The organism is Pantoea sp. EKM103V (assembly GCF_011800365.1).
In the GTDB taxonomy this organism is placed as follows: domain Bacteria; phylum Pseudomonadota; class Gammaproteobacteria; order Enterobacterales; family Enterobacteriaceae; genus Pantoea; species Pantoea anthophila.
The window spans coordinates 51,118-74,157 of the sequence record NZ_JAALFQ010000013.1 but is presented as its reverse complement, the minus strand read 5'-3'; the positions used below and the strand labels follow the sequence as shown (position 1 = coordinate 74,157).

At 58.2% G+C, this 23,040-nt stretch carries 17 protein-coding genes and 2 tRNA genes; 2 read left to right on the top strand and 17 right to left on the bottom strand.

Features of this window, described 5'->3' with window-relative positions:
* Positions 1-2: 2 nt before the first annotated feature.
* The 15 genes from HFD97_RS19760 to HFD97_RS19690 all read right to left on the bottom strand — a co-directional run bounded on the left by HFD97_RS19760 (position 3) and on the right by HFD97_RS19690 (position 16,856).
* A tRNA-Arg gene (locus HFD97_RS19760) sits at positions 3-76 on the bottom strand.
* 8 nt (positions 77-84) lie between these two features.
* Positions 85-177: transfer RNA gene (locus HFD97_RS19755), tRNA-Ser, on the bottom strand.
* A gap of 282 nt (positions 178-459) precedes the next feature.
* Positions 460-645, bottom strand: a complete 186-nt coding sequence (gene csrA / locus HFD97_RS19750) for a carbon storage regulator CsrA (RefSeq protein WP_008927091.1) — start codon at positions 643-645, stop codon at positions 460-462.
* Positions 646-894: 249 nt separating this feature from the next.
* Positions 895-3,522, bottom strand: a complete 2,628-nt coding sequence (alaS, locus tag HFD97_RS19745; RefSeq protein WP_167432423.1) for an alanine--tRNA ligase — start codon at positions 3,520-3,522, stop codon at positions 895-897.
* A 133-nt stretch (positions 3,523-3,655) separates the two neighbouring features.
* On the bottom strand, positions 3,656-4,180 hold the full coding sequence (locus HFD97_RS19740; RefSeq protein WP_167432422.1) for a regulatory protein RecX: 525 nt from the start codon (positions 4,178-4,180) through the stop codon (positions 3,656-3,658).
* 122 nt (positions 4,181-4,302) lie between these two features.
* A complete protein-coding gene (recA, locus tag HFD97_RS19735) occupies positions 4,303-5,370 on the bottom strand; it encodes a recombinase RecA (RefSeq protein ID WP_009086899.1) in 1,068 nt (355 codons plus the stop codon).
* A 95-nt stretch (positions 5,371-5,465) separates the two neighbouring features.
* Complete coding sequence (pncC, locus tag HFD97_RS19730; protein ID WP_167432421.1) at positions 5,466-5,960, bottom strand: nicotinamide-nucleotide amidase; 495 nt, start codon at positions 5,958-5,960, stop codon at positions 5,466-5,468.
* A gap of 101 nt (positions 5,961-6,061) precedes the next feature.
* Positions 6,062-6,835 (bottom strand): trans-aconitate 2-methyltransferase, encoded by a 774-nt coding sequence (tam, locus tag HFD97_RS19725; RefSeq protein WP_167432420.1) that lies wholly within the window; start codon positions 6,833-6,835, stop codon positions 6,062-6,064.
* 177 nt (positions 6,836-7,012) lie between these two features.
* Positions 7,013-7,348, bottom strand: a complete 336-nt coding sequence (locus tag HFD97_RS19720; RefSeq protein WP_009086905.1) for a zinc ribbon domain-containing protein YjdM — start codon at positions 7,346-7,348, stop codon at positions 7,013-7,015.
* A gap of 79 nt (positions 7,349-7,427) precedes the next feature.
* On the bottom strand, positions 7,428-8,510 hold the full coding sequence (mltB, locus tag HFD97_RS19715) for a lytic murein transglycosylase B (RefSeq protein WP_167432419.1): 1,083 nt from the start codon (positions 8,508-8,510) through the stop codon (positions 7,428-7,430).
* A 150-nt stretch (positions 8,511-8,660) separates the two neighbouring features.
* Positions 8,661-9,338, bottom strand: a complete 678-nt coding sequence (narI, locus tag HFD97_RS19710) for a respiratory nitrate reductase subunit gamma (protein WP_046102444.1) — start codon at positions 9,336-9,338, stop codon at positions 8,661-8,663.
* The gene (narJ, locus tag HFD97_RS19705; RefSeq protein ID WP_167432418.1) at positions 9,335-10,063 is read right to left on the bottom strand and encodes a nitrate reductase molybdenum cofactor assembly chaperone; all 729 of its coding nucleotides are present in this window, start codon (positions 10,061-10,063) and stop codon (positions 9,335-9,337) included. The genes narI and narJ overlap by 4 nt, the downstream gene beginning before the upstream one ends.
* Positions 10,060-11,604, bottom strand: coding sequence for a nitrate reductase subunit beta (gene narH / locus HFD97_RS19700; RefSeq protein WP_167432417.1), 1,545 nt, complete (start codon positions 11,602-11,604; stop codon positions 10,060-10,062). The genes narJ and narH overlap by 4 nt, the downstream gene beginning before the upstream one ends.
* Positions 11,601-15,362, bottom strand: a complete 3,762-nt coding sequence (locus tag HFD97_RS19695; RefSeq protein WP_167432416.1) for a nitrate reductase subunit alpha — start codon at positions 15,360-15,362, stop codon at positions 11,601-11,603. The genes narH and HFD97_RS19695 overlap by 4 nt, the downstream gene beginning before the upstream one ends.
* A 99-nt stretch (positions 15,363-15,461) precedes the next feature.
* On the bottom strand, positions 15,462-16,856 hold the full coding sequence (locus tag HFD97_RS19690; protein WP_167432415.1) for a NarK family nitrate/nitrite MFS transporter: 1,395 nt from the start codon (positions 16,854-16,856) through the stop codon (positions 15,462-15,464).
* 312 nt (positions 16,857-17,168) lie between these two features.
* Between HFD97_RS19690 and narL the strand changes: the two genes are divergently transcribed.
* Complete coding sequence (narL, locus tag HFD97_RS19685; RefSeq protein WP_111208205.1) at positions 17,169-17,819, top strand: two-component system response regulator NarL; 651 nt, start codon at positions 17,169-17,171, stop codon at positions 17,817-17,819.
* A 23-nt stretch (positions 17,820-17,842) separates the two neighbouring features.
* On the opposite strand, the gene HFD97_RS19680 is transcribed toward narL, so the two are convergent.
* Positions 17,843-18,766, bottom strand: coding sequence for an amidohydrolase family protein (locus tag HFD97_RS19680; protein WP_167432414.1), 924 nt, complete (start codon positions 18,764-18,766; stop codon positions 17,843-17,845).
* Positions 18,767-19,351: 585 nt separating this feature from the next.
* Between HFD97_RS19680 and mutS the strand changes: the two genes are divergently transcribed.
* Complete coding sequence (gene mutS, locus HFD97_RS19675; protein ID WP_009086921.1) at positions 19,352-21,913, top strand: DNA mismatch repair protein MutS; 2,562 nt, start codon at positions 19,352-19,354, stop codon at positions 21,911-21,913.
* Positions 21,914-22,033: 120 nt separating this feature from the next.
* Here the strand turns inward: mutS and rpoS are convergent, their stop codons facing one another.
* A complete protein-coding gene (rpoS, locus tag HFD97_RS19670; protein WP_009086923.1) occupies positions 22,034-23,026 on the bottom strand; it encodes an RNA polymerase sigma factor RpoS in 993 nt (330 codons plus the stop codon).
* Positions 23,027-23,040: the final 14 nt, after the last annotated feature.

Genomic DNA, 23,040 nt, shown 5'->3' with positions numbered 1-23,040 from the left:
TGTGCATCCAGGAGGATTCGAACCTCCGACCGCTCGGTTCGTAGCCGAGTACTCTATCCAGCTGAGCTATGGATGCATCGAAAATGGCGGTGAGGGAGGGATTCGAACCCTCGATACAGCTTTTGACCGTATACTCCCTTAGCAGGGGAGCGCCTTCAGCCTCTCGGCCACCTCACCTTACGCTTTCTTTCGAACCGTGCTTCTGAACTTGTTTCTGCTCATCGGCACTGCGTGGCGCACATATTACTTTCCCGGACTTTTAAGTCAAACAATTTTTCCGAAACTTTGTTTGATTGAGCAAATCACACACAATTGGAACAAAATGGCGGCAAAAAGAGTGAATTATCAACAATGAAAGAGGAGGACGTTAACAAAACGGAGAACAGCGGGAGAGAACAAAGGGTGGGATTTTTTGCAGAAAGCGGTAGCGCCTCGCACAGGTGCGAGACGCTGAATCCGTTAAACGCTGGTCTGTTGCGTTTTTTCAGCCTGGATGCGTTGATAGATCTCTTCGCGATGCACAGACACTTCTTTCGGCGCGTTAACCCCTATACGAACCTGGTTACCCTTAACACCCAGCACCGTTACCGTTACCTCATCACCGATCATGAGGGTTTCACCAACTCGACGAGTTAGAATAAGCATTCTTTGCTCCTTGAAAGATTAAAAGAGTCGGGCTTGTACAGGCTCCCGGCATTATCCATCATTTAACGCTGCGCATTGACTATGAGGAATACACCAATGCACATCGATGCGCCAATACATTCTGCTGATAGTTAGTTTAGCCGAAATACACTACATCAACCTGACTTTGTCATTTGCTGCTTTAGCATCGTATTAAAAAGCGCCGGAACCGGGGTTCTGACGCTTCTGACCATGCTTTGTTTTATTTCATTACAGGCGGCTGCTAACCCAGCTCTCAACCCCTGCCAGCGCGCCTTTCAGCGCCTCAGCATCGTTACCACCCGCCTGAGCCATATCCGGACGACCACCGCCCTTCCCGCCTACCTGCTGCGCCAGACCGGCAATCAACTCGCCTGCTTTAACACGGTCGGTCAGATCTTTGGTCACACCCGCGATGAGCGATACCTTGCCTTCCGCCACCGTCGCTAACACGATAATCGCCGATCCCAGCTGATTCTTGAGATCGTCAACCATGGTACGCAGCATTTTCGGGTCAACATTGCTGAGCTCGCTCACCAGCAGCTTCGCCCCTTTGACATCAATGGCATTGCTGCTCAGTGACGCGCTCTCCTGCGCAGCCTGCTGATCGCGCAGTTGCTGCAACTCTTTCTCCAGAGCCCGGACGTGGTCAACCAGACCGCGTACCTTCTCGTTCAGGTTGCTGCTGTTCGCTTTTACCAGCTGCGCAATATCCTGCAGCTGGCTGCTCTGCGCGTTGACCTGAGCCAGCGCACTTTCACCGGTAATCGCCTCGATACGACGGATGCCGGCAGCGGTGCCTGACTCAGCCTGAATGCGGAACAGACCGATATCGCCAGTGCGTGCCGCGTGGGTTCCCCCACACAGTTCGACAGAGAAGTCACCCATGGTCAGCACGCGAACACGCTGATCATACTTTTCGCCGAACAGGGCCATCGCCCCTTTAGACTTCGCCGCATCAAGATCCATCACCTCGGTTTCCACCGGCAGGTTGCGACGAATCTGTGCATTGACGATATCTTCGACCTGACGAATCTCCTGAGGTTTCATCGCTTCAAAATGCGAGAAGTCGAAACGCAGATATTTGTCATTAACCAGAGAGCCTTTCTGCCCCACGTGCTCACCTAAAACCTGGCGTAATGCGGCGTGCAATAAGTGGGTGGCAGAGTGGTTAAGACGGATGCGTGCACGACGTGCCGCATCAACCTGCGCCTCAAGGCGGTCGCCGATACGCAACTGCCCGGCGGTCAGCTTACCGACATGACCGATTGCCTGACCATATTTTTGTGTATCCTGGACGCTAAATTCAGCATTCTTCCCTTTCAGCAGACCGGTATCGCCAACCTGACCACCCGATTCGCCATAGAATGGCGTTTCATCCAGCACAACGACGGCATCCTGACCTGCGGACACTTCATCCACCGCCTCACCTACAACATAGAGTGCTTTTACGGTGGCGGCTAAATCGAGCTGGTCGTAGCCTTTGAAGGAGGAAGCCGCATCGATGCGGATTACGTTGCTGTAGTCAGCGCCGAAGCCGCTCGCTTCACGGGCACGCTGACGCTGCTGCTCCATCGCCTGCTCGAAGCCCGCTTCGTCGATTTTCAGATTGCGTTCGCGGCAGACGTCAGCGGTTAAATCCGCCGGGAAACCAAAGGTGTCGTAGAGACGGAAGACGATTTCACCATCCAGGGTGTCGCCCTGCAGTTTTGCCAGCTCCTCGTCCAGCAGCGCCAGTCCGCGTTCCAGCGTGCGGGCAAACTGCTCTTCTTCGCTTTTCAGCACCTGCTCAACCTGAGCCTGCTGGCGCTGCAACTCTTCGCCTGCGGCACCCATGACCTCAACCAGCGGCGCAACCAGCTTATAGAAAAAGGCCTCTTTGGCACCCAGCATGTTGCCATGACGCACGGCACGACGAATGATACGACGCAGCACGTAGCCCCGGCTCTCATTGGACGGGATCACACCATCGGCAATCAGGAAGGCGCAGGAGCGGATGTGGTCGGCAATCACGCGCAGCGATTTGTTGCTGAGGTCAGTCGCACCGGTAACCTGCGCCACAGCCTGAATCAGTTTCTGGAACAGGTCGATTTCGTAGTTAGAGTTGACGTGTTGCAGAACGGCAGAAATGCGCTCCAGACCCATCCCGGTATCAACCGAAGGTTTGGGCAGCGGCAGCATGGTGCCATCCGCCTGGCGGTTGAACTGCATAAAGACGATGTTCCAGATCTCGATGTAACGGTCACCATCCTCTTCCGGGCTGCCTGGCGGGCCACCCCAGATGTGATCGCCATGATCGTAGAAAATCTCGCTGCACGGACCACACGGACCGGTGTCACCCATCTGCCAGAAGTTATCTGACGCGTAGGCGCCGCCCTTGTTGTCGCCGATGCGAATAATGCGCTCGCGTGGCACACCGATCTCTTTTTCCCAGATCGCGTAGGCTTCATCATCGGTTTCATAAACCGTTACCCACAGACGCTCTTTTGGCAGGCCGAACCACTGTTCGCTCGTCAGCAGTTCCCAGGCAAAACCAATCGCCTCTTTCTTGAAGTAGTCACCAAAGCTGAAGTTACCCAGCATTTCAAAGAAGGTGTGGTGACGCGCGGTGTAGCCGACGTTTTCAAGATCGTTGTGTTTTCCGCCCGCGCGCACGCAGCGCTGCGACGTGGTCGCCCGTGTGTAATCACGTTTGTCCTGACCGAGGAACACATCTTTAAACTGGTTCATCCCGGCGTTAGTAAACAACAACGTTGGATCGTTATTCGGTACGAGGGAGCTGCTGGTTACAACCTCATGTCCCTTGCTATGAAAAAAGTCGAGAAACGCCTGACGGATCTCAGCAGTGCTCTTGCTCATATATGTCCTGGAATCACGCTAACGAACGTTCCCACCGATCGGTGCGACCCCATTTTCCTGGTGCCGGATCAGCGGAACAAAAAGTGGGAATAAGATAAATTTTCTTCAGTGGGAAGTAAAATTACATCGGCCCTTAGTCATCAAAATTTCTGAAAACAGACTGGATATCTTCGCTCATAAACCCTTTTGACTGCAGGTAGCGTAGTACTTTCGCTTTCTCTTTCCACTCGACAGGCAGCGGATGCCCGAATTTTCGTTCGGCCAGTTCCGCCGCACAGGCAGCCCAGTCCACCTCCGTTTCTTCCATCGCAATATCAATGGCTTCACGGTCAATGCCTTTCTGGGCCAGTTCAAGACGGACACGCTGGGAGCCAAAGCCTTTCCGGCTGCGGCTCTGAATAAACCGTTCAGTGAAACGCGCGTCGTTCAGCCAGCCGCTCTCCTGACACCAGTTCAGCACCTGCTCCAGCAGCGCGTCGGTGATGATCTCAGGCTCTTTTTTTTGCGCCCATGCCGCACGCTGAGCCGATTGCTGCAGCTTACGCGCCAGCTCTGCACGGCTGTGATCGCGCTGGCCCAGAATACGCATCGCGCGGTCAAGCAGGCGGGAGTAGGAGACAACATTGGATTGGGATTGGGGCTGAGTGGATTCAGTCATACTGCGCACCTTGTACAAACAGGGGAAAGATTATGGCGACAGAACAGGACAGAGGGAAGGCAGGAGAGGGACAGAGGGAAGTAAAATAACGTGAGAGGCGTTCGCCTCTCCCGTCTTAGTCATCAGAAGTCTTCGTTCGCTTCGCTGGCTGCGTTCTCATTCTCAGCAGATTTGTCTGCTTCGAGTGATTCATCCGCGCCGTTGAGCAGTAACTCACGTAACTTCAGATCGATTTCGTTTGCCACGGCCGCATTCTCTTTCAGGAAGTTGCTGGCATTCGATTTACCCTGACCAATCTTGTCGCCATTGTAGCTATACCATGCACCCGCTTTTTCAATCAGCTTGTGCTTCACGCCCAGGTCAACCAGCTCACCGAAGGTATTGATCCCTTCACCGTACATGATCTGGAATTCAGCCTGTTTAAACGGCGCGGCGATTTTGTTTTTCACCACTTTAACGCGGGTCTCACTGCCGACCACGTTATCGCCCTCTTTAATCGCACCGATACGGCGGATATCAAGACGGACAGAGGCGTAGAACTTCAGCGCGTTACCGCCGGTGGTGGTTTCCGGGTTACCAAACATCACACCAATCTTCATACGGATCTGGTTGATGAAGATCAGCAGGGTGTTTGACTGCTTCAGGTTACCGGCCAGCTTACGCATCGCCTGGCTCATCATACGTGCCGCGAGGCCCATGTGTGAGTCACCGATCTCACCTTCGATTTCCGCTTTCGGCGTCAGCGCCGCAACGGAGTCGACGATGATGACATCGACCGCGCCAGAGCGGGCCAGTGCATCACAGATCTCCAGCGCCTGCTCACCGGTGTCCGGCTGTGAGCAGAGCAGGTTGTCGATATCAACGCCCAGCTTCTTGGCATAGACCGGGTCAAGCGCATGCTCGGCATCGATAAAGGCACAGGTTTTGCCTTTACGCTGAGCTGCGGCGATGACCTGCAGGGTCAGCGTCGTTTTACCGGAAGACTCAGGTCCGTAGATCTCAACGATACGACCCATTGGCAGACCGCCTGCGCCTAACGCGATATCCAGCGACAGCGAACCGGTAGAAATGGTTTCCACATCCATTGAGCGGTCTTCACCCAAGCGCATGATGGAGCCTTTACCAAATTGTTTCTCAATCTGGCCCAGCGCGGCAGCTAAAGCCTTCTGTTTGTTTTCATCAATCGCCATTTCAACTCCTAATCAAGCCGGGTAAACACGCACTCAGGGTGCCTGCACTCTTTCTGTTGCGGACAATTATACTGTATAGTCATACAGTATCAAGTTTAATTTGTCAGAAATTCGCCATACAGTGTCTGCAGGGCCCATGCCACCGACTGGCGGCGTACGGCATCACGATCGCCGCTGAAATGCTGCTGAAAAGTCAGCACTTTATCTTCAGGGCCGGCCAGGCCAAACCACACCGTGCCGACCGGTTTTTCTTCACTGCCGCCATCCGGGCCGGCGATGCCGCTGACTGAAATGGCATAGTCTGCCTGAGCGGCCTGACGGGCACCCTGCGCCATCTCCCGCACCACCGCCTCGCTGACCGCGCCATACCGTTCCAGCGACGCTGCCTGTACGTTCACCAGCTGCTGTTTTGCCTCATTACTGTAGGTCACAAAACCGCGTTCAAACCAGGCGGAACTGCCACTGATATCGGTAAAGACCTTTGCAATCCATCCGCCGGTGCAGGATTCCGCACAGGTGACGGTGGCGTTGCGCTGCTTCAGCTTCTCACCTATCTGCGCACTAAGCGCCTGCAGTTGCTGATCATCCATTGCGACTCTCCCGTGGGGTGTGGATTGAAGGTGGTGCAGAAAGCGCACTTTTTCAAGGGCTCTCTGCACTATTGCCCTGTTTTTGCGGCTGAGTTTCCAGCTCACGCCCCTTTTTTCACCGCCACCATAAAAAGACGCGGGAAAGCCAGCAACACCTGACCGTCGGCCCGGGCCGGATAGGCGCTGAGCAGTTGCTGATGATAATCAGCGAGAAACGCCGCCTGGGATGCCTCATCCAGTGACACCAGGAACGGGCGCAAGCCTGTTGCCTGCAGCCAGCTGATAATCGCCTGCGCATCAGCCATGACGTGATAATAGGTGGTGCGCCAGATATCCACCTCACAGCCCGCCTGGGTGAGCAGATCGTAATAGGCGCCGGCAGAGAGCAGCGCGACACGATCAGCGGTGCGGATCTGTGAACGCCAGCGCGCGGATGCGGCGACCTCACGCATCAGCTGGTGCGAGGGTTCATTGAGGTTATCCGGCATCTGAACCGCCAGCACGCCACCGGGGGCCAGCTGCCTGACCAGATGGGGGAACAGCGCAGTGTGATCATCCAGCCACTGCAGGGAAGCGTTGGCGTAGATGACCTGCTGCGGGACCTCTGCCTGCCAGCTGCGGATGTCCTCCTGCACAAAGCGGCAGTGTGGCAGGCGTTCACGGGCCTGCGTTAACATCGCCGCGGAACTGTCCAGTCCGGTAATCTGCGCCAGCGGCCAGGCATCAGCGAGCAGCTCCGTGCTGTTGCCCGGCCCGCATCCCAGATCGGTGACCTGCTCAACCTGCTCCGGACGGATACGCGCCAGCAGCTCATGCGCCGGACGTGTGCGTTCCGCTTCAAATTTACGATACAGCACGGGATCCCACTCTTTCATCCTGACCTCTCATTCAGCAATCAGCTCTTCGTTTACTGAGACGGATGAAAGGCAAAAAAGTGCGACCCGTGACGGCGTTTTACTGACTGAACAGCTAGCGGTGGCGGAAAAAGGGGGAGAGGAAGGCGGAACCGGATAAGGCAGAGTGAGCGCGGGCGCGTCCGTGCGCCCCTGAACTCAGTTCTTTTTCACAAACTCAGATTTTAATTTCATCGGGCCAAAGCCGTCGATTTTGCAATCGATGTTGTGGTCCCCTTCAACCAGACGAATGCTTTTCACTTTGGTGCCGATCTTCAGTGAAGAGGAGCTGCCCTTCACCTTAAGATCTTTGATCACCGTGACGCTGTCGCCATCTGCCAGCAGATTGCCGTTGGCATCACGCACCTCCAGGGGTGCGTTGCTGCTGTCACCCTCTCCTTCGGTCCAGATATGACCGCAGGAGGGGCAGTTGAGGTTGTCACCATCTTGCCAGGTGTAATCGGCGTGACAGGCTGGGCAGGCAGGTAAAGACATAACGACTCCAGAGATAACTGTGGCTGTGTGGCCTGAAAAGGCCGACATCATATAACCTTACAGTTAACAAGGGTAGCCTTTATAACAGACCACCCTGTCGCGCTTTGCCGACCGCCTCACCCAGCTGCCACACCGCCATCGCATAGTGGGTGCTGTGGTTGTAGCGTGTGATGACATAAAAATTGGGCAAGCCATACCAGTACTGATAACTGGTGCCGAGATCGAGCCGCAGCAGACTCACCTCATCGTTGCCGTCCAGCGAGCCCTGAGGAGATAATCCTGAGGCCGCCAGCATGCTCACGCTGTAGCGGGTTTTGAAGCCATCATCCAGCATCGGTGCCTGACCGCTGGCCGGAACGGCAACATTTTCACCGCTGCGCCAGCCATGTTTCTGGAAGTAGTGCGCAACGCTGCCGATCGCATCCACCGGATCCCAGAGATTGGCATGACCGTCGCCGTTGAAATCAACCGCATACTCCTGATAAGAAGAGGGCATAAACTGACCATAGCCCATCGCGCCGGCGAAAGAGCCTTTCAGCGCCAGCGGGTCATCCTGCTCTTTACGCGACATCAGCAGGAAGGTTTCCAGCTCGCTGCTGAAGTACTCAGCACGGCGTGGATAGTTGAACGACAGGGTCGCCAGCGCATCCAGAATGCGCGTTTTCCCCATGACGCGCCCCCAGCGGGTTTCCACGCCGATGATGCCGACAATAATTTCCGGCGGCACGCCGTAAACCTGCTGCGCGCGCTGCAGCGCATCCTGATACTGGTTCCAGAACGCTACCCCGTTTTGCACGTTATCCGGCGTAATGAATTTGTTGCGATAGCGGATCCAGGCCCCGTTAGGACCCGGCGCGGGCGTATAGCTCGGGGCCTGACGATCCATCAGCCGCAGCACATAATCCAGCCGTTTTGCCTGACCGATAATGTCGTGCAGTTGCTGACGATCAAAGTCATGCTCTTTCACCATCTTATCGATAAATTTCTCGGCGGCCGGATTGCCGGCAAAATCGCCAGACATGCCCGATCCGTTATGCGACGGCTGCAGTAAAAAACCGCCCTGCGGCGCAGGCAGCATCTTCTGCCGGGAGGGAACGTCAGGTTTGCTGCTGCAGGAGGCCAGAAGCGGAATAAGGGCAAGGAGGGCTAGCTTGAGACGCATCGGTTATCCATAAACGAGGGGGTAAAATCAGATGCGGTAATAGTAGACGTTCAGCGCAGCGACATACAGGTCAAAATCTTAAAAAAACGTCAAGGCTGACGCCGGTGAAAACCGCCGCAGGGCTGCCCTGCCCCCGCGGCGGCTCAGCATTCAGCGACGGTTTCTGACCAGCTGATAGCGCCGGGTCAGGTACTCAACCGGTGCGCTCCAGATATGCACCAGCCGGCAGAAGGGGAACAGCAGGAACAGGGTCATCCCCAGCACCATATGGACGCGGTAGATCACTGCCACCCCGGCCAGATGCTGTGAAGCACCGCCGTGGAAAGTCACCACCGCCTGTGCCCAGCCCACCAGCTTCATCATTTCACTGCCATCCATATGCTGAGCAGAGAAGGGAATGGTCAGCAGGCCCAGCGTGGCCTGCACCACCAGCAGGGTCAGGATCAGAATATCGCCGACGCTGCTGGTCGCCCGCACCCGCGGATGGGTCAGACGACGCTTCAGCAGCAGCGCTCCCCCGGCCAGCGTCATCGCCCCGAACAGGCCACCCGCCACCATCGCCAGCTTCTGCTTTACGTCGATCGGCAGAAACGACTCATACATCCAGTGCGGCGTCAGCATCCCGACGAAATGACCGAAGAAGATGCCGATAATGCCGATGTGGAACAGGTTAGAGGCGAGCCGCATCCCCTTTTTATCCAGCATCTGACTGGAACCGGCCCGCCAGCTGTACTGCCCGTAGTCATAGCGCAGCCAGCTCCCCACCAGAAAAACCGTTCCGGCAAGATAGGGGTAAATATCGAAGAAGAAAGTGTTCAGAACATTCATGCTGATTCTCCTGTGCGGCGTGCCGTCGCCGCAGCAATATCCAGATAGTGCGGCGCGACCGCATCGGCGAAGCGACGCTGATGCATCGCCTGCTGCGCTGAGGCACAGCCCTGCTCGCCGAGAAATTTAATCTGCTCCTCTTCCCAGACCGCATCCAGCGCCGCCGGGGTGTCGTCACGCGCTTCCTTCGCCACCTGCGGCCGGAGGGCGGCCGGGTCAGCCGCGCTGCCCGCCAGCGTCAGTAACAGCGTGAAAAGGGCGGCATAGGGACTCTGGCGCGCTTCCAGACGCGCCGCCAGCAGAGCCAGAATCGGCACGATATCCTCCAGTCCCTGACGCGCCGCCTCGTCACTTTGACAGGCGAGATACTCCAGATAGAGCGGCAGATAGTCGGGCAGCTCTTTGCTGTCCAGCTCCAGACCGGCGGCCCGGTAGTGCGCCAGCAGATCGACCATCGCCTGACCGCGATCGCGGGATTCGCCGTGCACATGCTCAAACAGCAGCAGCGAGGTGGCGCGGCCGCGATCAAACAGGGCGCAGTAGTCCGCCTGCACATCCAGCAGTGGCCGCGCACAAAGCTGCTGAATAAACTGCTCCAGCCCTGCCCGCTGCGGCAGATCAAGTTCATCTGCCGCGTCCAGCGCCGCGATCAGCTCAGAGTGATGAGCAAACAGCGCCTCGTCAGGGTAATCCAGCAGCCGTGACAGCATCCGTAACGTCATCATGAGGCATCCTCCTGGCGGCGGGTCGGACTGGCGATGTCGATGGCATCAATGCGACGGCTGTTAAACAGATTGAACCGGCTGTCGCTGCCGTGGCAGCCATCGCCAAAGCTAAAGCCGCAGCCTTTACTTTCCGGGAAGGCTTCACGCGCCAGCTCGCGATGGCTGGAAGGCACCACAAAACGATCTTCGTAGTTGGCGATCGCCAGATAGCGGTACATCTCCTGCGCCTGCGCTTCGGTCAGGCCGACCTGTTCCAGCGCCCGGCTATCGCGCTGCCCCTCCACGCTCTCAGCGCGTTTGTAGTGGCGCATCGCCAGCATCCGTTTCAGTGCCCGCAGCACCGGCGCGGTGTCGCCTGCGGTCAGCAGGTTGGCCAGATACTCAACCGGGATGCGCAGACTCTCCACATCCGGCAGCACGCCAGTGTGAGCCAGTGCGCCGCCATCCACCGCCGACTGAATCGGTGACAGTGGCGGCACATACCAGACCATCGGCAGCGTGCGGTATTCCGGATGCAGCGGCAGCGCCAGCTTCCACTCCATCGCCATTTTGTAGACCGGCGAACGCTGCGCCGCGTCGATCACGCTCTGCGCCACGCCATCTTTCAGCGCCTGGGCGATCACTGCCGGATCGTGCGGATCGAGGAAGATATCCAGCTGACGCTGGTAGAGATCTTTTTCGTTTTCCGCTGACGCCGCCTGTTCAATGCGATCAGCGTCATAGAGCAGCACGCCGAGATAGCGGATCCGGCCGACACAGGTTTCCGAACAGACGGTCGGCTGGCCCGATTCAATGCGCGGATAACAGAAGATGCACTTCTCAGATTTGCCGCTTTTCCAGTTGTAGTAGATCTTCTTGTAGGGACAGCCGGTCAGGCACATGCGCCAGCCGCGGCATTTATCCTGATCGATCAGCACGATGCCATCTTCGCCGCGCTTGTAGATGGCGCCGCTGGGACAGGTTGCCACGCAGGCCGGGTTGAGGCAGTGCTCACAGAGGCGCGGCAGGTACATCATAAAGGTGTGCTCGAACTGGCCGTAAATCTCCTTCTGGATGTTATCGAAGTTCTTATCCTGCGAGCGCTTCGCAAACTCGCCGCCGAGGATCTCTTCCCAGTTAGGGCCATTCTCGATCTTTTTCATCCGCTGACCGGTGATCAGCGAGCGCGGGCGGGCGATCGGCTGCTGTTTTCCGGCGGGTGCATTGTGCAGATGCTGATAGTCGAAATCGAACGGCTCGTAGTAATCATCCAGCGCAGGCACGTCCGGGTTAGCAAAGATCTTCGACAGCAGCCCGACGCGGCTGCCCATGCGCGGCTCCAGCCTGCCGTTGATCTTCCGGATCCAGCCCCCCTTCCACTTCTGCTGATCTTCCCAGGCGTGCGGATAGCCGACGCCGGGCTTGCTCTCGACGTTGTTAAACCAGGCGTATTCCATCCCCTCGCGGCTGGTCCAGACGTTTTTGCAGGTCACCGAGCAGGTGTGGCAGCCGATACATTTGTCGAGGTTCAGCACCATGCCGACCTGAGAGCGAATTTTCATGGTTTCACCTCCTGCTGGCCGCCCTGGCAGGCGTCGTGGCCTTCCCCGTCTAACCAGTCAACGTTATTCATTTTTCTCACCACCACGAACTCATCGCGGTTCGACCCGACGGTGCCGTAGTAGTTAAAGCCCCAGGAGAGCTGGGCGTAGCCGCCGATCATATGGGTCGGTTTCGGGCAGGCCCGGGTCACGGAGTTGTGGATCCCCCCGCGCTGGCGGGTGATCTCGGAACCGGGGATATTCACGATGCGTTCCTGAGCGTGATACATCATGGTCATACCGGCCGGGATGCGCTGGCTCACCACCGCACGGGCGGTCAGGGCACCGTTGGCGTTGAACGCCTCGATCCAGTCGTTATCCGCAATGCCCAGTTCGCGGGCATCCTCTTCACTCATCCAGACAATCGGGCCGCCGCGCGACAGGGTCAGCATCAGCAGGTTGTCGCTGTAGGTGGAGTGAATGCCCCACTTCTGATGTGGCGTCAGGAAATTCAGCGCCTTCTCCGGGTTGCCGTTGGGTTTACTGTTGAGCAACGGCTTCGCTGCCCGGGTGTCAATCGGCGGACGGTAGACCATCAGGCTTTCGCCGAAGGCGCGCATCCACTCATGGTCCTGATAGAGCTGCTGACGGCCACTCAGGGTACGCCACGGGATCAGTTCATGAACGTTGGTGTAGCAGGCGTTGTAGGAGACATGCTCATCTTCCAGACCTGACCAGGTCGGGCTGGAGATGATTTTGCGCGGCTGCGCCTGGATATCGCGGAAGCGGATCTTCTCATCTTCCTTGTTCAGCGCCAGGTGAGTGTGATCGCGACCGGTTATCGCACCCAGCGCCTGCCAGGCTTTGACCGCCACCTGACCGTTGGTTTCCGGCGCCAGCGCCAGAATCACCTCGGCCGCATCAATGGCCGTGTCGATATTGGGCCGTCCCGCAGCCGGGCCATCCGCTTTGACATAGTTCAGCTGCTTCAGGAGATCGACCTCTTTACAGGTGTTCCAGCTAATCCCTTTGCCGCCGTTGCCCTGCGCCTCCAGCAGTGGCCCCAGCGTGGTAAAGCGCGCCCAGGTCGCCGGATAGTCACGCTCCACGACCATGATGTGCGGTGCCGTTTTACCGGGGATCAGATCGCACTCCCCTTTTTTCCACTCTCTGGCTTCAAACGGCTGCGCCAGTTCGGCGGGCGAGTCGTGCAGCACCGGCAGCGTCACCACATCCGTTTCAACGCCTAAATGACCGGGGCAAAGGTCGGAGAAGGCTTTGGCAATGCCTTTGTAGATCTCCCAGTCACTTTTTGACTCCCAGGCGGGGTCGACCGCCGCCGAAAGCGGATGAATAAACGGATGCATATCCGACGTATTCATGTCGTCTTTTTCATACCAGGTGGCGGTCGGCAGCACCACGTCGGAGTAGAGGCAGGTGCTCGACATACGGAAATCGAGGGTCACCACCAGATCCAGTTTTCCTTCGGCGCCCTGTGCCTGCCATTCGACCTCCTCCGGCTTCACGCGCCCCTGCTGGCCTAAATCTTGTCCCTGAATGCCGTTTTCGGTGCCGAGCAGATACTTCAGCATGTACTCATGCCCTTTCCCTGACGAGCCAAGCAGGTTAGAGCGCCAGACAAACAGGTTTCGCGGAAAGTTCTGCGGATCGTCCGGCTGTTCAGCGGCAAAGCGCAGGGTGCCCTGCTTCAGGCTCGCCACGGTATAGTCAATCACCGACTGCCCGGCGGCATTGGCCCGGGCGGCGATGTGCAGCGGGTTGACGTTAAGCTGCGGCGCGGAAGGCAGCCAGCCCATGCGTTCGGAGCGGACGTTAAGGTCGATCAGGCTGCCGCTGAAGCGGCTTTTATCGGCCAGCGGCGAGAGCAGTTCTTCGGTCGCCAGGGTTTCATAGCGCCACTGGCTGGAGTGGTTGTAAAAGAAAGAGGTGCTGTTCATCTGGCGTGGCGGACGCTGCCAGTCGAGGCCAAAGGCCAGCGGAGCCCAGCCGGTCTGCGGACGGAGTTTCTCCTGACCGACGTAATGCGCCCAGCCTCCGCCGCTCTGACCGACGCAGCCGCAGAAAATCAGCATGTTCATCAGTCCCCGGTAGTTCATGTCCATGTGATACCAGTGGTTCATACCGGCACCGACAATGATCATTGAACGTCCGTGGGTTTTCTCCGCGTTCCCGGCAAACTCGCGCGCGAGGCGGATGATGTTCTGCCGGGAGACGCCGGTGATCTGCTCCGCCCAGGCGGGACTGTAGGCTTTGATCTCATCATAGTTTTGCGCGCAGTGAGCATCGCCCAGACCGCGATCCAGACCGTAGTTTGCGAGGGTCAGATCGTAGACGCTGGCGACCCGGGCTTCACTGCCATCTGCCAGCGTCAGGCGTCTGACCGGCAGCTTATGCAGCAGGATCTCATCCAGCGCGACGCTGTTAAAATGGTCGCTGGTGATGCCGCCGAAGTAAGGGAAACCGACCTCGACCACCTCATCGTGGCTGCCGAGCAGACTCAGCTGCAGCTCCACCTCTTTTTGCGACAGGCCATCGCGCTGTTCCAGATTCCATTTCCCTTTTTCGCCCCAGCGGAAACCGATCGCGCCCTGAGGGGCCACCAGCTCGCCGGTGGTCTGATCCAGCGCCACCGTTTTCCATTCCGGGTTGTTTTTCTGACCCAGCCCATCGACCAGATCGCTGGCGCGCAGCTGGCGACCCGCGGCATAAAATCCGCCTTCGCGCGGCTCCAGCAGCACCAGCATCGGCATGTCGGTGTAGCGGCGCACATAGTCGCGGAAATAGGGGACATCACGGTCGAGGTGAAACTCTTTCAGCATCACGTGGCCCATCGCCAGCGCCATCGCGCTGTCGGTGCCCTGCTTCGGACTCAGCCACTGGTCGCACAGCTTGGCGACTTCGGCATAGTCCGGGGTGATCGCCACGGTTTTCGTCCCCTTGTAGCGGACTTCGGTAAAGAAGTGCGCATCCGGGGTGCGGGTCTGTGGCACGTTTGAGCCCCAGGCGATGATGTAGGAAGCGTTATACCAGTCAGCGGATTCCGGCACGTCGGTCTGCTCGCCCCAGGTCATCGGTGAGGCCGGTGGCAGGTCACAATACCAGTCATAGAAGCTCAGGCAGGTGCCGCCAATTAACGACAGGTAACGCGCCCCGGCGGCATAGGAGACCATCGACATCGCCGGAATCGGCGAGAAGCCGACCACGCGATCAGGGCCGTAGATTTTGGCCGTGCAGATATTTGCGGCGGCAATCAGCTCATTCACCTCCTGCCAGCTGGACCGCACAAATCCGCCGCGTCCGCGCGCCTGTTTATAGCTGCGCGCTTTTTCCGGATCGCGGATGATGGAGGCCCAGGCCTCCACCGGATCGCTATGCTGCGCCTTCGCCTCGCGCCAGAGCTGGATCAGCGTCTTACGCATCAGCGGATATTTCAGGCGGTTGGCGCTGTAGAGATACCAGGAGTAGCTGGCACCGCGTGGACAGCCGCGCGGTTCATGGTTCGGCAGGTCGGGACGGGTGCGGGGGTAGTCAGTCTGCTGGGTCTCCCAGGTGACCAGGCCGTTTTTGACGTAGATTTTCCAGCTGCACGAGCCGGTGCAGTTAACGCCGTGGGTAGAGCGCACGACTTTATCGTGCTGCCAGCGACTGCGATAGCCATCTTCCCAGTCACGGTTGCTGTTCAGCGTCTGACCATGCTGGCCGGAAAAGGGCTCAGCCAGCTGTTTGAAATAGCGAAATCGATCGAGAAATTTGCTCATCCGGAAGGCTCCTGAAGGCCTGGTGTCACATTGCTTACTCTGCATGCGTGCTGATGCAGAAAATAAAGGGATTGCCGGTGCGCCACACCGGCGTTGTCGTTATCCGGCGCGCGCTTTTCGTCCGTAGACCCGCCAGGTGATGGCGATACAGCAGAGGTAGAAGACCAGAAAGATTTTCATCGCCCCGGCCGGAGAGCCGGTCATGGCAAGCGAGAGGCCAAAGGTTTGTGGAATAAAGAAGCCGCCCAGCGCGCCGATAGCGGAAATAAAGCCAAGCGCCGCGGAGGTTTCTGTGGCGGCTTCCCGCTGTGCCAGCGCCTCGTCACCACCTTCGGCTTTGATGCGTTCCAGCGTCAGCCGGCGGAAGATCACGGCAATCATCTGATAGGTGGAACCGCTGCCGAGGCCGGAAGTGAGGAACAGGCCCATAAACAGGGCGAAGAAGGCGACGAACGATCCCTGATGTCCGGCTCCCGGCAGCGTGAGAAACAGCAGTGCAGCAAACAGTGCCATCAGCACGTAGTTGATCAGGGTGACGCGGGTTCCGCCGAAGCGATCCGAGATCATGCCGCCTGCTGATCGCGCCAGTGCGCCAATCAGCGGGCCAAAAAAGGCGTAGTGCATAATCACCACGCCGGGAAACTGCGTCTTTGTCAGCATGGCGAAACCGGCTGAAAAGCCGATAAAGGAGCCGAAGGTCGCCAGATAGAGCAGCGCCATGATCCAGAGGTGCGGACGTTTCAGCACCGGCAACTGTTCGCGCAGCGAGGATTTCGCTGCCGCCAGATCGTTCATTCCCAGCCAGGCGGCCAGCGTGCCGATGGCCAGAAACGGCACCCAGATCCAGGCCGCATTTTCCAGCCAGAGGCTATCGCCGCTCGCGGTGACTTGTCCCCCATCGGCAAAACCAAAAATGGCGCAGGAGATCGCCAGCGGGGCAACAAACTGCATGACGCTGACGCCGAGATTCCCCAGGCCGCCATTGATGCCCAGCGCGCCGCCCTGACGGGCTTTGGGAAAGAAGAAGCTGATATTGCCCATGCTGGAGGCGAAGTTCGCGCCCCCGAAACCGCACAGCAGAGCGATCGCCATAAAGGTGGCGAAGGAGGTCTGGCTGTCCCTTACCGCAAAACCGAGCCACAGGCAGGGGACGATCAGGATGCCGGTGCTGAAGGCGGTCCAGCGGCGTCCGCCAAAGACGGGAATCACAAATGAGTAAGGCACACGCAGCAGCGCGCCGGAGACCGACGGCAGCGCGGTCAGCAGAAAGAGCTGTTCGGTGCTGAAGCGGAAGCCGACCTTATTCAGGTTAACCGCGACGGTGCTGAACAGCATCCAGACGCAGAAGCTCAACAGCAGACAGAAGACAGAGATCCAGAGGTTGCGGCTGGCGATGCGTTTACCCCGCGCCTGCCAGAACGCCGCATTTTCCGGTTGCCACTCCTGGATCGGTGCGCCGCGCGTCGGGGTTTGCAAAGGGGCAGATTGGGTCATGACTCTCTCATCAGCAGAAGAATAATGGGGCATATCCTGCGTATCCGCCCTGCCCGCTTGCTTGATACAAATCAACGGCAATGCAGGTTATCCGGGCGTGGTCATCCTGTCTCAGCCGGGATAAGTAGCGGAGAGGCAGCAGAGAGTCATTGCAAATCATAAGGTTAATCGGCTGCACTGAAAATGGCGTGCCGGGGAGAGGGAAAATGGAAATAAAGGAGTAGTCCTTTGGGGGTATATAGCGCCCCCGCCTCACCGGTAAGATAGGCCCACACCCGATCCGGACGGGCAGCGGTGACAGGAACAGGAGTCATGGTGACGGCAGAGACATTTACGCTTTTATTGATCGACGACCACCCCATGCTGCGCAACGGGCTGAAGCAGCTAATCGCGCTGGATGAGAGACTGCAGGTGGTTGCCGAGGCGGGAAACGGTGCGCAGGGCGTGGCGCTGGCGCAGCAGCACGATCCTGACCTGATCCTGCTGGATCTGAATATGCCGGGACTGAATGGGCTGGATACCCTGACCCGACTGCGCGAAGCCCCCCTCTCCGGGCGGGTGGTGGTGTTCAGCGTGTCGGATGAGGAAGAGGATGTCGTCAGCGCACTGCAGCGCGGCGCCGATGGCTATCTGCTGAAAGATATGGAGCCGGAAGCGCTGCTGAAAGCCCTGCATCAGGCGGCAGCCGGTCAGATCGTGCTGAGCGAGGCGTTAACGCCGATGCTGGTCACCCGGCTGCGCGACGCCCGGCCTGCCCGGCCGCGTGACATCACGCAGCTGACCCGACGCGAACGCGAAATCCTGCAGCTGATCAGCGACGGGATGACCAATAAAGCGATCGCCCGTAAGCTGGCCATCAGCGAAAGCACCGTTAAGGTCCACGTCAAATATCTGCTGAAGAAGATGAACCTTAAATCCCGGCTGGAAGCCGCGGTATGGGCGCTGCAGCACGGGCTGAACTGACCTGGCTGCCTGTAAATGCTGCGTCAGAAGTCATAGAGCTTAACGGGGTTATCACGCAGTATTCTCTGCCGATCCCGGCTCTCCGGCGCCCAGACCTGCATCAGATCGAGTAACACCGCATCGTCCGGCTTATGGCTGTCCGGTTCGGTCGGATGCGGCCAGTCGCTGCCCCACAGCAGCCGTTCCGGGTTAATCTGCACCAGTTTTTGTGCCACCGGCGTCACATCGTTATAGCCCGGCGCGCCGGTTAAGGAGTCGATATAAACCCCGGAGAGTTTTATCCAGCTTTTCCCGCCATCCAGCATCCGCTGCAGCGTGGTAAACACCGGCGACGTAATGCCCTCCGGCTGCGGCACGTGCCCCATATGATCGATCACCACCGGGGTCGGGAGTCTTTGCAGCCGGCTTTCCAGTTCGGTTAAGTGTTTACCAGAGGTCACCACCTGAATATGCCAGTTCAGGGGATTTACGCGAGCTGCTAACTTCTCCATATCATCGAGGTTAACCGCGCTGTAACGCAGATTGAACCGGATTCCCCTGACGCCCGCCTGATGCAGCTTCTGCAGTTCATCATCGCTGACCGACGAGTCCAGCACCACCACGCCGCGCGCATTTCCCCCGCTCGCCGCCAGGCCATTCAGCAGGACGCTGTTATCGGTTCCATAGCGGGAGGGCGTGACAATCACCATCCGGTTGATGCCCAGTCTCTGCTGAAGCTTCCGATAGTCTTCCAGTGAGGCGTTCGCCGGGTTCATCAGTTTTGTGCCAGGCACGGCAGGACAGCGGCTGTCGTACAGATGCATATGGCAATCGACGCTGCCTGGCGGCGGAATCAGCTGAGGTTTTTTCTCGCCCGAACTGTAAGGCACGTTTGCGAAGGCGGGAAACGTCGCAGCGAAAGCCAGCGCCGCGCCTGAGTGTAAGAAATGCCGACGGGTTAGTGACATTTATCCTCCTGATAATTAAGGTCATTAAAGCCGTTATTCAGACTTTCCGTTCCATCCTGAGCGCGACGTCATCATCCCGGCAAACGCTCCCGGTCGCCGCTATGACGGCGTGATGCTGACCTGACTGCGCCGGGTAAATTTTGCGCGCTGAAAATGTAACCCGTTGATTCAACCACTTTTGTCCGCCGGGCGCAGATGTGCGTGCCACTTCTTTGACCGGTGTCTCTTTTTCAGGCGGGCACGGTGGACTGATTTTTCTTTAATCCGCGCGACCCTGCCGGTGAACCGCACGCTCCGCGCGCAGCCGCCTGATCGGCAATCCCCCGGTGCGCTATCCTGCCAGAAATCGCGAGCCGCCTCGCAGCAGCACATCAGAGGGTGCAAAAGTGACACTTTTCTGTCGCAGCCGCCCTGCCATTTGCCAGGATGGCTCCTGGCCGGTCAGGTTCACGGTCTGCGCATCAGGCTGGCATATGCCCTGCCCTATTCGTTATCATCTGATTATCCTGCGCGCCTGGAATGCCTTTCGGTTTCATGGGCGTTGACCGCCAGAAATTTACCGCATCAAAAATGAGTTAAAACCTTATGCAAGAGCCAACCGAAAAGGACTTTCCTTCTCACACGCCCATGATGCAGCAGTACCTGCGCCTCAAGGCAGAGCACCCTGACATTCTGCTGTTTTACCGTATGGGTGACTTCTACGAGCTGTTTTATGACGACGCGAAACGTGCCTCACAGCTGCTGGAGATTTCGCTGACCAAACGCGGCGCGTCGGCAGGCGAACCGATCCCGATGGCCGGTGTGCCCTATCATGCGGTTGAGGGGTATCTGGCTAAGCTGGTGCAGCTGGGCGAATCCGTGGCGATCTGCGAGCAGATCGGTGACCCGGCGCTGAGCAAAGGGCCGGTCGAGCGCAAAGTGGTGCGTATCGTTACGCCGGGAACCATCAGCGATGAGGCGCTGTTGCAGGAGCGGCACGACAACCTGCTGGCGGCGATTGTGCAAAGCCCGCGGGGGTTTGGCTACGCCACGCTCGATATCAGCTCGGGCCGTTTTCGCCTCAGCGAACCTGCCGATGCCGAAACCATGGCGGCAGAGCTGCAGCGCACCAACCCGGCCGAGCTGCTCTACCCTGAAGATTTCCAGGCGATGTCACTGATCGATCAGCGTCGTGGCCTGCGCCGCCGTCCGCTGTGGGAGTTTGAGATCGACACCGCCCGGCAGCAGCTCAATCTGCAGTTCGGCACCCGTGACCTTAACGGGTTTGGCGTGGAGAATGCGCAGCTCGGACTGAGTGCGGCGGGCTGTCTGCTGCAGTATGCCAAAGATACCCAGCGCACCACCCTGCCGCACATCCGCTCGCTGAGCATGGAGCGGCAGCAGGACAGCATCATTATGGATGCGGCCACCCGCCGTAATCTGGAGATCACCCAGAACCTGGCAGGCGGCACCGACAACACCCTGGCGGCCGTGCTGGACAAAACGGTCACCCCGATGGGAAGCCGGATGCTCAAACGCTGGCTGCATATGCCGCTGCGCGACGTGCGCACGATCACCCAGCGTCAGGAGTCGATTGCAGAACTGCAGCCTCTCAGTGAGGTGCTTCAGCCGGTGTTGCGTCAGGTCGGCGATCTGGAACGAATCCTGGCCCGCCTGGCGCTGCGTACCGCCCGCCCGCGCGATCTGGCCCGCATGCGGCACGCTTTTCAGCAGCTGCCGGAGCTTAACCAGCTGCTGGCCGATGTTGAAGCACCACAGCTGCAGAAGCTGCGCACCCAGATGGGCGAGTTCGCCGCGCTGCGTGAGCTGCTGGAGCAGGCGATCATCGACTCCCCGCCGGTGCTGATCCGCGACGGCGGCGTGATTGCCCCCGGTTATAACGCCGAGCTGGATGAGTGGCGTGCGCTGGCCGATGGCGCAACGGACTATCTCGACAGGCTGGAGATTCGCGAACGCGAGAAGCTGGGACTGGATACCCTCAAAGTTGGCTTTAACGGCGTACACGGCTACTTCATCCAGGTAAGCCGCGCGCAGAGCCATCAGGTGCCAATGCACTATGTCCGTCGTCAGACCCTGAAAAATGCGGAACGCTACATTATCCCGGAGCTGAAAGAGTACGAAGACAAGGTACTGACCTCGAAGGGGAAAGCGCTGTCGCTGGAAAAAAGCCTCTATGAGGCGCTGTTCGATCAGCTGCTGCCGCATCTTGAAGCGTTGCAGCTGAGTGCCGCGGCGCTGGCAGAGCTGGATGTGCTGAGCAATCTGGCTGAGCGTGCCTGGACGCTGAACTACTGCCGACCGGTGTTGCAGGATAAAGCCGGGATCAAAATCAGCGGCGGTCGCCATCCGGTGGTTGAACAGGTACTGAAAGAGCCGTTTATTGCTAACCCGCTCTCCCTGGCCCCCCAGCGCAGAATGCTGATCATCACCGGTCCGAACATGGGCGGTAAAAGTACCTATATGCGTCAGGCGGCGCTGATTGCGCTGATGGCGTGGATTGGCAGTTTTGTTCCCGCCGATGAGACGCTGATTGGCCCGCTGGATCGCATCTTCACCCGCGTGGGTGCCGCTGATGATCTCGCCTCCGGACGCTCGACCTTTATGGTGGAGATGACCGAAACCGCCAACATCCTGCACAACGCCACCGAAAACAGTCTGGTGCTGATGGATGAGATTGGACGCGGTACCTCCACCTACGACGGCTTATCGCTGGCCTGGGCCTGTGCCGAAAACCTGGCCAACCGCATTAAAGCGATGACGCTGTTCGCGACCCATTACTTCGAGCTGACCACCCTGCCGGAGAAAATGGAGGGCGTGGTGAACGTTCACCTGGACGCGGTGGAGCACGGTGACACCATCGCCTTTATGCACAGCGTGCAGGAGGGGGCCGCCAGCAAGAGCTATGGTCTGGCCGTGGCAGCGCTGGCGGGGGTGCCCAAAGAGGTCATCAGACGCGCGCGCAGCAAGCTGAAAGAGCTGGAGACCGTCTCCAGTCACTCCGCCTCATCGACGGTCGATGGTTCTCAGCTGCCGCTGCTGGTTGAAGAGACCTCACCGGCGGTAGAAGCCCTGGAGGCGCTGGACCCGGATACGCTGACGCCGCGTCAGGCGCTCGACTGGATCTATCGCCTTAAGTCGCTGGTCTGAAGGTTCGCCGTGCCGCGTAAAAGCGCGGACCGGCCCGCTACGTTTCTGCCTGACCTTTTCTGCAGGCATAAAAAAAGCGGTGGTTTTCACCACCGCTTTTCGCATTCATGCTCAGATCAGTTATTCACGAAACAGTGCTTCAATGTTGAGGCCCTGCGCCTGCAGGATTTCGCGCAGACGGCGCAAACCTTCAACCTGAATCTGACGGACACGCTCACGGGTTAAGCCGATTTCACGGCCGACATCCTCAAGCGTTGCCGCTTCATAGCCCAACAGGCCGAAACGACGTGCCAGCACTTCACGCTGCTTGGCGTTCAGTTCGAACAGCCATTTGACGATGCTTTGTTTCATGTCATCGTCCTGCGTGGTGTCTTCCGGGCCGTTGTCTTTCTCATCGGCCAGAATATCCAGCAGCGCTTTTTCAGAATCCCCACCTAATGGCGTGTCAACCGAGGTAATGCGTTCGTTGAGACGCAACATACGGCTTACGTCATCAACCGGTTTATCAAGCTGCTCCGCGATCTCTTCCGCACTCGGCTCATGGTCGAGCTTGTGGGACAGTTCACGCGCAGTACGCAGATAAACGTTCAGTTCTTTAACAATGTGAATCGGCAGACGGATAGTACGGGTTTGATTCATGATCGCCCGTTCAATGGTCTGACGAATCCACCAGGTGGCGTACGTTGAGAAACGGAACCCGCGCTCCGGGTCAAATTTCTCAACGGCGCGAATCAGGCCGAGGTTACCTTCTTCAATCAGGTCCAGCAGAGCTAAACCACGATTGCTGTAACGACGGGCGATTTTCACCACCAGGCGTAAGTTACTTTCGATCATACGGCGACGGGAAGGAATATCACCCCGCAATGCACGGCGAGCGAAGAAAACCTCTTCCTCTGCCGTTAACAACGGAGAATAGCCAATCTCCCCAAGATAGAGCTGCGTCGCATCTAAAACACGCTGCGTCGCACCCTGTGATAGCAACTCTTCTTCCGCTACGTCGCTATCACTGGCTTCGTTTTCAACGAGTGCTTTCTCGTCAAAAATTTCAGCTCCATTCTCATCGAATTCCGCGTTCTCATGTAACTCGTTTACTTTCAGCGTATTCTGGCTCATAAGCGGCTCCTACC